Here is an 8,296-nt window from a genome sequence, read left to right as displayed (position 1 = left end):
GGTGTCCGGCCGGACTTCCGGAACATGTCCGGCCGGACTTCCGGACTTTTGGACACTTCCGGAATCGAGTCCGGACACTTCCGGACCCTCTTCCGGACGCTCCGGACCCTCGGGCACCGCGACCGGAATCCCGGTATCGAGTCCGGCCGCGTTCCGGACTCCGGACGGCACCGCGTCGATGACGGCGGTGTGGCGCCCAGCGTTCAGCTCCGCCAGGAAGTCCTCGGAGTCGGCCAGCGATGCTGCGCGAGGCTGATCGTGCTCAGCGACTGGAGCGATCCCGGCCGCCGCGCTCGGCCCGGCCTGCTCGGCTCCGACTTCCGCGGTTGCGCGCGACGGCGCGACGGCCGCCACGCCCGCTGCTGTCGCGGCATCCAACGCGGCCAGCTGCTCGTCGGTCAGCTTCGGCAGATCGGAGGTGTCGGTGATCCCGCGCGGCGCGCTCACACTCGGCTCCTTCATGTTGTCGTAGAGGGTGGACCGCGAGATCTTGTGTCCATAGGCGGCCAGCCAGTCCCGCACCTGCGGCGGGGTGGCGTCCGGGTGCAACTGCATGCGGGCGTAGCGGACCATCGCACCCGGCCCCGGCGCGGCGGCCAGCTCGGCGCGATGGATGTCGAGGTCGGGCGGTTCGGTGCGGGTTTCGATCTCGGTCATGTCTTTTGTCACCATTCGTCTATGTACTCGGTGCCGCACTCGGTGCAGGCCCATGCTTCGCCGCATTTGCGTTCGAGGCTGTCGGTCAGATCGTGGGTGTGCCTCATTCCGTCGATGGCGCCGCACTCGGTGCAGGCCATCACCGCATCGACATCGGCACTCGGCGTGATGCCGTAGCTGCGGGTGTTCATCACGCGCTCTGCTTCCGTGCCGCGGTTCGCGTCCGAGGCCGGGCAGGGGTGGCCGGCGCTTCGGACTCAGGCTCGGGCTCGCCCTGCTGCTCGGCCGCGATCTGCTTCAGGACGCTTTCCACCACATCGGCGGGCCACGGGGCCATCCCGTTGCGGGCGCGGCACATCTCCGTGATCTCGCCCAGCATCGAGTTGCCGCGCAACGCGGCCCCGGCCTTGGTCATGCGATGCACGCTCAGGGGAAGCTCCAGGCTGAGCTTTTGGGTCGCTTCCTCTTTCGCCGCTGGTGTGGTTGCGGTCGCGTTCGTCCAGTCGTCGGCGGTGGCCTTGCCCTTCGTCGAGGGCGGAACTTCGAGCTTGCGGGCCATCATTTGATCTCTCCTGCCAATTTCAGTAGTTCGGTGGTCAACGCCACCACTTCGGCGGCGGCGGCGCTGTGGGGTGCGTATTCGGTCACGGACAGCCCGAAAACCGGTGCTTGGACGTAGTCCATGCGGTCATGGATCACGGTGTTCAGTAGCGGCAGTGGCGCGGTCTCCAGGCGCGCACGTGCCGCGCGCACGATTCGCGGAACGCGATCCGGCTTGCCTTCCCCGCCCCGCCGGGTCAGGTCGGCCCGGTTGAGCAGCACCACGGCCCGGCTCCGCGCGCCCGGCGCGGCACCGTCGTGGGTCCAGGCTTCCTCGATCACGGCCATGAGGTCTTCGCCCGCCCACAGATCCCACGGGCTCGGCGTGACCGGCACAACGACAACCCCGTGGTCATCGCACAAGGCGGCCAGGATTGCACTGCGGGTGATCCGGATCCGCCCATCAGGGATGGGCAGTGGACGGCCAGTCCCGGCGGGCGCATCGATCACCAGGTCGTCGACACCGGCCAGCAGTTCGGGCAGATCCTTGTGAATGGTGGGCTGAACGTAGGGACGCACCTCGATCACGGGCGGATCGGTGCGCTGAGCGGCCCACTCCGACGCCGAACCCTGCGGGTCGGCATCCAACAGCCGCACCACCCTTTTGCGCTGCGAGCGACGCGATGCGGGCCGTTGCGCCAGCGCGACGGACACATTCACCGCGTTGGTCGTCTTCCCGCTCGATTTGCCGACGAACACCAGAATCACCGAGACACCTCCTTTCGCTGCATTTGACTCATTCCAATGGATAACATCATAACATCCAAATGAAGTTTAGGGGTGTAGGGTAGAGGCAGCATGTCGACCAGACCCAAGGGGGCCAAACATCATGTCCGACAACAACATCGGTGATCAGCAAGGCATTGCCGCAGAGCTGGCATCCCTGCGCGAAACCATGCGGACATGGCGGGCCGCGCCCGCCCCGGCCGCACCTGAGGACAAGCAGATGACGCCCGAGATGGCCAGTCTGCTCGGATGCGAAACCCCAGAAGGGCGCGCCAGCTACCAGCGGCTGTCCGCATGGCGCGCTGCTGGTTACGACGGTCCCCTGGACGAGAACGCGAACATCCCCGACCCCGACGACCCGACCAACATCGACCGGCTGGCCACTCTCGCCCACCTCGCCCGCGTCGTGCCGACCGGAGCAGTGAGCGCTCCCGGAACGACGAAGCGGAAGTGATGGACACGATCGCCGCCGTCGCTCTCACAGCCGATGAGCGCGCACTGCTGCGCGAACTGCACCGCGACATCGGGCAGCTGCTGGCGACTCCCACCGGCGCCGTCGCGGCCTGGCGCGATGGAGAGCACAGCGGCGGAGGCGGAGGCTTCACGTTCGAGTTCGGACGGACCCGAGTCGGCGGACGCTGGCACGAGTGGATACCCGTCGAGCACTGGCCGGACGGACGGCCACGCCTTTGGCGCTCGGGCCGCCTGCTGCGCGAGGTATCGATCACCTACACCCGGCTCGTGCGCTGGGCCGAGGCCCTCCCTGCCGAGGTACGCCACCAGGCGCTCACCTGGTGGCGCACCTACCCGGACAACACCCGAGACCTCGCCGCCCTGGCCCGCCTCACCCTCGCACAGCTCGCCGACCCGGAACCCGCCGACCTGCTGGAGCTGCTTGAACTGACAGGTTCCGAGCCAATGACGGTGACGTAGCAGCAGACACCAAACACGAAGGCCGGGAAGCGTTTTCGCTTCCCGGCTTCACTCGTTCAAACACCACGAATACCAGGAACACTACAAAACTTCACCGGAAGCGCCATTCTTTATGTATACTTGGGGAAACAGCCCAAGCATAGGGTTGTCGAATCGGGGAAGGTTCACGTAATGTCACAGGCAGAAGACCAGCGTATCGCCGAATTTGTAGACCGAGTCCGCGGCAAGACTGATCGGCAGGGGAAGATGATCGCGCTCTCAGAGCTGTCATGGATTCACAACCGACGCAAGCCGGACGGCGAGAAATTCTCGGTTCTGACCAATCGGAAGCTGATCATTGCGTATCGCAACGCGATTCGCGAAGCGTTCGGCGAAGAAGCCGCCATCCTGGAGACGCTTCGCTACTCGCCCGCTCGGGCCGACGATTACAAGGCGCACCAGATCGAGACTCGCGAAGCGCGCCACCGCGACCAGCGACCGCTGGACGCCGAGGAACACGTCGAGTCCGCGTTGCTGCTGCTCGGCCACGCCGTGAAGATGCGGTGGTCGACCCCGGCCGCCATCGCGGGCCTGTGCGCCCTGACCGGCCGCCGCCCCTACGAAGTGACCTGCACCGGCCGATTCGTGCCGGATGCAGGCAACCGACACGAAATCATCTTCTCGGGCCAGGCGAAGACTCGCGATGACGAGCGTCCCGCCGCACCGTTCACGATGCCCGTACTCGGTGACCGTGAATTGATTCTGGAAGCAAACGAAATCCTGCGCGGGAAAATTGATGTCGACATGGACAACAAGACATTCTCTCAGCGATACGCAAAAGAAATCGGCTTGCAGTCGAAAAAGGCATTCAAGGATGCCGAAGGAAATCCTTTAAAGCCTTCCGATTTGCGCGACGCATACTCTATTATCGCTTATGAGGAATTCGCCCCGAAAAAGGTTTCATCGGTACAATTCATGAACGACATTTTGGGACATAAATCGGAATACCTCGACACGACGCTTTACTACATCAGTTTCTACCTCGTTAAATAAACAATTGAATATGGCTTTATAAAAATCCCCACGAAATGCGGAATTGAATTCGGGAAATCCGAAATCAATTCCGCATTTTTTATTCCCTTTTTAATTCGGGAAATTGGGCCAACTCCCCAAGTTCTCTAGAGAACTTGGGGAGTTGGCCCAATTTCCCGAATTAAAAAGGGAATAAAAAATGCGGAATTGATTTCGGATTTCCCGAATTCAATTCCGCATTTCGTGGGGATTTTTATAAAGCCATATTCAATTGTTTATTTAACGAGGTAGAAACTGATGTAGTAAAGCGTCGTGTCGAGGTATTCCGATTTATGTCCCAAAATGTCGTTCATGAATTGTACCGATGAAACCTTTTTCGGGGCGAATTCCTCATAAGCGATAATAGCGTATGCGTCGCGCAAATCGGAAGGCTTTAATGGATTTCCTTCGGCATCCTTGAATGCCTTTTTCGACTGCAAGCCGATTTCTTTTGCGTATCGCTGAGAGAATGTCTTGTTGTCCATGTCGACATCAATTTTCCCGCGCAGCATTTCGATTGCTTCCAGAATCAATTCACGGTCACCGAGTACGGGGATCGTGAACGGTGCGGCGGCACGCTCGTCATCGCGAGTCTTCGCCTGGCCCGAGAAGATGATTTCGTGTCGGTTGCCTGCAACCGGCACGAATCGGCCGGTGCAGGTCACTTCGTAGGGGCGGCGGCCGGTCAGGGCGCACAGGCCCGCGATGGCGGCCGGGGTCGACCACCGCATCTTCACGGCGTGGCCGAGCAGCAGCAACGCGGACTCGACGTGTTCCTCGGCGTCCAGCGGTCGCTGGTCGCGGTGGCGCGCTTCGCGAGTCTCGATCTGGTGCGCCTTGAAATCGTCGGCCCGAGCGGGCGAGTAGCGAAGCGTCTCCAGGATGGCGGCTTCTTCGCCGAACGCTTCGCGAATCGCGTTGCGATACGCAATGATCAGCTTCCGAGTGGTCAGAACCGAGAATTTCTCGCCGTCCGGCTTGCGTCGGTTGTGAATCCATGACAGCTCTGAGAGCGCGATCATCTTCCCCTGCCGATCAGTCTTGCCTCTGACTCGGTCTACATCTACGGCGATACGCTGCTCTTCTGGCTGTGACTTTTCGTGAACATTCCCCGATTCGACAACCCTATACATGGGCTGTTTGCCCAAGTATACATAAAGAATGGCGCTTCCGGTGAAGTTTTGTAGTGTTCCTGGTATTCGTGGTGTTTGAACGAGTGAAGCCGGGAAGCGAAAACGCTTCCCGGCCTTCGTGTTTGGTGTCTGCTGCTACGTCACCGTCATTGGCTCGGAACCTGTCAGTTCAAGCAGCTCCAGCAGGTCGGCGGGTTCCGGGTCGGCGAGCTGTGCGAGGGTGAGGCGGGCCAGGGCGGCGAGGTCTCGGGTGTTGTCCGGGTAGGTGCGCCACCAGGTGAGCGCCTGGTGGCGTACCTCGGCAGGGAGGGCCTCGGCCCAGCGCACGAGCCGGGTGTAGGTGATCGATACCTCGCGCAGCAGGCGGCCCGAGCGCCAAAGGCGTGGCCGTCCGTCCGGCCAGTGCTCGACGGGTATCCACTCGTGCCAGCGTCCGCCGACTCGGGTCCGTCCGAACTCGAACGTGAAGCCTCCGCCTCCGCCGCTGTGCTCTCCATCGCGCCAGGCCGCGACGGCGCCGGTGGGAGTCGCCAGCAGCTGCCCGATGTCGCGGTGCAGTTCGCGCAGCAGTGCGCGCTCATCGGCTGTGAGAGCGACGGCGGCGATCGTGTCCATCACTTCCGCTTCGTCGTTCCGGGAGCGCTCACTGCTCCGGTCGGCACGACGCGGGCGAGGTGGGCGAGAGTGGCCAGCCGGTCGATGTTGGTCGGGTCGTCGGGGTCGGGGATGTTCGCGTTCTCGTCCAGGGGACCGTCGTAACCAGCAGCGCGCCATGCGGACAGCCGCTGGTAGCTGGCGCGCCCTTCTGGGGTTTCGCATCCGAGCAGACTGGCCATCTCGGGCGTCATCTGCTTGTCCTCAGGTGCGGCCGGGGCGGGCGCGGCCCGCCATGTCCGCATGGTTTCGCGCAGGGATGCCAGCTCTGCGGCAATGCCTTGCTGATCACCGATGTTGTTGTCGGACATGATGTTTGGCCCCCTTGGGTCTGGTCGACATGCTGCCTCTACCCTACACCCCTAAACTTCATTTGGATGTTATGATGTTATCCATTGGAATGAGTCAAATGCAGCGAAAGGAGGTGTCTCGGTGATTCTGGTGTTCGTCGGCAAATCGAGCGGGAAGACGACCAACGCGGTGAATGTGTCCGTCGCGCTGGCGCAACGGCCCGCATCGCGTCGCTCGCAGCGCAAAAGGGTGGTGCGGCTGTTGGATGCCGACCCGCAGGGTTCGGCGTCGGAGTGGGCCGCTCAGCGCACCGATCCGCCCGTGATCGAGGTGCGTCCCTACGTTCAGCCCACCATTCACAAGGATCTGCCCGAACTGCTGGCCGGTGTCGACGACCTGGTGATCGATGCGCCCGCCGGGACTGGCCGTCCACTGCCCATCCCTGATGGGCGGATCCGGATCACCCGCAGTGCAATCCTGGCCGCCTTGTGCGATGACCACGGGGTTGTCGTTGTGCCGGTCACGCCGAGCCCGTGGGATCTGTGGGCGGGCGAAGACCTCATGGCCGTGATCGAGGAAGCCTGGACCCACGACGGTGCCGCGCCGGGCGCGCGGAGCCGGGCCGTGGTGCTGCTCAACCGGGCCGACCTGACCCGGCGGGGCGGGGAAGGCAAGCCGGATCGCGTTCCGCGAATCGTGCGCGCGGCACGTGCGCGCCTGGAGACCGCGCCACTGCCGCTACTGAACACCGTGATCCATGACCGCATGGACTACGTCCAAGCACCGGTTTTCGGGCTGTCCGTGACCGAATACGCACCCCACAGCGCCGCCGCCGCCGAAGTGGTGGCGTTGACCACCGAACTACTGAAATTGGCAGGAGAGATCAAATGATGGCCCGCAAGCTCGAAGTTCCGCCCTCGACGAAGGGCAAGGCCACCGCCGACGACTGGACGAACGCGACCGCAACCACACCAGCGGCGAAAGAGGAAGCGACCCAAAAGCTCAGCCTGGAGCTTCCCCTGAGCGTGCATCGCATGACCAAGGCCGGGGCCGCGTTGCGCGGCAACTCGATGCTGGGCGAGATCACGGAGATGTGCCGCGCCCGCAACGGGATGGCCCCGTGGCCCGCCGATGTGGTGGAAAGCGTCCTGAAGCAGATCGCGGCCGAGCAGCAGGGCGAGCCCGAGCCTGAGTCCGAAGCGCCGGCCACCCCTGCCCGGCCTCGGACGCGAACCGCGGCACGGAAGCAGAGCGCGTGATGAACACCCGCAGCTACGGCATCACGCCGAGTGCCGATGTCGATGCGGTGATGGCCTGCACCGAGTGCGGCGCCATCGACGGAATGAGGCACACCCACGATCTGACCGACAGCCTCGAACGCAAATGCGGCGAAGCATGGGCCTGCACCGAGTGCGGCACCGAGTACATAGACGAATGGTGACAAAAGACATGACCGAGATCGAAACCCGCACCGAACCGCCCGACCTCGACATCCATCGCGCCGAGCTGGCCGCCGCGCCGGGGCCGGGTGCGATGGTCCGCTACGCCCGCATGCAGTTGCACCCGGACGCCACCCCGCCGCAGGTGCGGGACTGGCTGGCCGCCTATGGACACAAGATCTCGCGGTCCACCCTCTACGACAACATGAAGGAGCCGAGTGTGAGCGCGCCGCGCGGGATCACCGACACCTCCGATCTGCCGAAGCTGACCGACGAGCAGCTGGCCGCGTTGGATGCCGCGACAGCAGCGGGCGTGGCGGCCGTCGCGCCGTCGCGCGCAACCGCGGAAGTCGGAGCCGAGCAGGCCGGGCCGAGCGCGGCGGCCGGGATCGCTCCAGTCGCTGAGCACGATCAGCCTCGCGCAGCATCGCTGGCCGACTCCGAGGACTTCCTGGCGGAGCTGAACGCTGGGCGCCACACCGCCGTCATCGACGCGGTGCCGTCCGGAGTCCGGAACGCGGCCGGACTCGATACCGGGATTCCGGTCGCGGTGCCCGAGGGTCCGGAGCGTCCGGAAGAGGGTCCGGAAGTGTCCGGACTCGATTCCGGAAGTGTCCAAAAGTCCGGAAGTCCGGCCGGACATGTTCCGGAAGTCCGGCCGGACACCTCCGGAGTCGAGTCCGAAAGTCCGGCCGGGGCGGAGCGGGCGACGATCCCTCAGCGGGAGCCGGGCAGTGATTCCGGAGCCTCCCGAGAGGGTGTCCGGTCGGAAGTCCGGAAGGTTCCGGACTCGATTCCGGACACCGCAGTCGC

At 63.9% G+C, this 8,296-nt stretch carries 14 protein-coding genes; 7 read left to right on the top strand and 7 right to left on the bottom strand.

Going from position 1 to position 8,296, the window contains the following annotated elements:
• The 4 genes from AB0J47_RS41935 to AB0J47_RS41920 form a co-directional block, all read right to left on the bottom strand.
• A partial coding sequence (locus tag AB0J47_RS41935; protein ID WP_364360190.1) for a hypothetical protein occupies nucleotides 1–657 on the bottom strand: 657 nt, incomplete at its 3' end.
• 8 nt (nucleotides 658–665) lie between these two features.
• Complete coding sequence (locus AB0J47_RS41930) at nucleotides 666–848, bottom strand: hypothetical protein (protein WP_364360168.1); 183 nt, start codon at nucleotides 846–848, stop codon at nucleotides 666–668.
• Nucleotides 848–1,219 (bottom strand): hypothetical protein, encoded by a 372-nt coding sequence (locus AB0J47_RS41925; RefSeq protein WP_364360171.1) that lies wholly within the window; start codon nucleotides 1,217–1,219, stop codon nucleotides 848–850. Before AB0J47_RS41925 ends, AB0J47_RS41930 begins: the two co-directional genes overlap by 1 nt.
• Nucleotides 1,216–1,965 (bottom strand): hypothetical protein, encoded by a 750-nt coding sequence (locus AB0J47_RS41920; protein WP_364360174.1) that lies wholly within the window; start codon nucleotides 1,963–1,965, stop codon nucleotides 1,216–1,218. Before AB0J47_RS41920 ends, AB0J47_RS41925 begins: the two co-directional genes overlap by 4 nt.
• A 121-nt stretch (nucleotides 1,966–2,086) precedes the next feature.
• Here AB0J47_RS41920 and AB0J47_RS41915 point away from each other — a divergent pair, with 121 nt between their 5' ends.
• From AB0J47_RS41915 to AB0J47_RS41905, 3 genes are all read left to right on the top strand, one after another.
• Nucleotides 2,087–2,437: a hypothetical protein gene (locus tag AB0J47_RS41915; protein WP_364360178.1), complete on the top strand. Its 351-nt coding sequence runs from the start codon at nucleotides 2,087–2,089 to the stop codon at nucleotides 2,435–2,437.
• On the top strand, nucleotides 2,434–2,916 hold the full coding sequence (locus AB0J47_RS41910) for a hypothetical protein (protein WP_364360181.1): 483 nt from the start codon (nucleotides 2,434–2,436) through the stop codon (nucleotides 2,914–2,916). Before AB0J47_RS41915 ends, AB0J47_RS41910 begins: the two co-directional genes overlap by 4 nt.
• Nucleotides 2,917–3,087: 171 nt before the next feature.
• A complete protein-coding gene (locus AB0J47_RS41905; RefSeq protein ID WP_364360187.1) occupies nucleotides 3,088–3,948 on the top strand; it encodes a protelomerase family protein in 861 nt (286 codons plus the stop codon).
• A 254-nt stretch (nucleotides 3,949–4,202) separates the two neighbouring features.
• Here AB0J47_RS41905 and AB0J47_RS41900 read toward each other — a convergent pair whose 3' ends face one another.
• The 3 genes from AB0J47_RS41900 to AB0J47_RS41890 all read right to left on the bottom strand — a co-directional run bounded on the left by AB0J47_RS41900 (nucleotide 4,203) and on the right by AB0J47_RS41890 (nucleotide 6,064).
• Nucleotides 4,203–4,988, bottom strand: coding sequence for a protelomerase family protein (locus AB0J47_RS41900; RefSeq protein WP_364360184.1), 786 nt, complete (start codon nucleotides 4,986–4,988; stop codon nucleotides 4,203–4,205).
• Nucleotides 4,989–5,234: 246 nt separating this feature from the next.
• Nucleotides 5,235–5,717, bottom strand: coding sequence for a hypothetical protein (locus AB0J47_RS41895; protein WP_364360181.1), 483 nt, complete (start codon nucleotides 5,715–5,717; stop codon nucleotides 5,235–5,237).
• On the bottom strand, nucleotides 5,714–6,064 hold the full coding sequence (locus AB0J47_RS41890; protein WP_364360178.1) for a hypothetical protein: 351 nt from the start codon (nucleotides 6,062–6,064) through the stop codon (nucleotides 5,714–5,716). Before AB0J47_RS41890 ends, AB0J47_RS41895 begins: the two co-directional genes overlap by 4 nt.
• Nucleotides 6,065–6,185: 121 nt before the next feature.
• Between AB0J47_RS41890 and AB0J47_RS41885 the strand changes: the two genes are divergently transcribed.
• The 4 genes from AB0J47_RS41885 to AB0J47_RS41870 all read left to right on the top strand — a co-directional run.
• Nucleotides 6,186–6,935, top strand: a complete 750-nt coding sequence (locus AB0J47_RS41885) for a hypothetical protein (protein ID WP_364360174.1) — start codon at nucleotides 6,186–6,188, stop codon at nucleotides 6,933–6,935.
• Nucleotides 6,932–7,303: a hypothetical protein gene (locus AB0J47_RS41880; RefSeq protein WP_364360171.1), complete on the top strand. Its 372-nt coding sequence runs from the start codon at nucleotides 6,932–6,934 to the stop codon at nucleotides 7,301–7,303. Before AB0J47_RS41885 ends, AB0J47_RS41880 begins: the two co-directional genes overlap by 4 nt.
• The gene (locus tag AB0J47_RS41875; RefSeq protein ID WP_364360168.1) at nucleotides 7,303–7,485 is read left to right on the top strand and encodes a hypothetical protein; all 183 of its coding nucleotides are present in this window, start codon (nucleotides 7,303–7,305) and stop codon (nucleotides 7,483–7,485) included. Before AB0J47_RS41880 ends, AB0J47_RS41875 begins: the two co-directional genes overlap by 1 nt.
• 8 nt (nucleotides 7,486–7,493) lie before the next feature.
• Nucleotides 7,494–8,296, top strand: an 803-nt coding sequence (locus AB0J47_RS41870) for a hypothetical protein (protein WP_364360165.1), incomplete at its 3' end; no start/stop codon positions are given.

The organism is Nocardia sp. NPDC049737 (assembly GCF_040674755.1).
In the GTDB taxonomy this organism is placed as follows: Bacteria; Actinomycetota; Actinomycetes; order Mycobacteriales; family Mycobacteriaceae; genus Nocardia.
The sequence above is the reverse complement of the archived record's forward strand: the minus strand, read 5'-3'. Positions and strand labels throughout refer to the sequence as shown.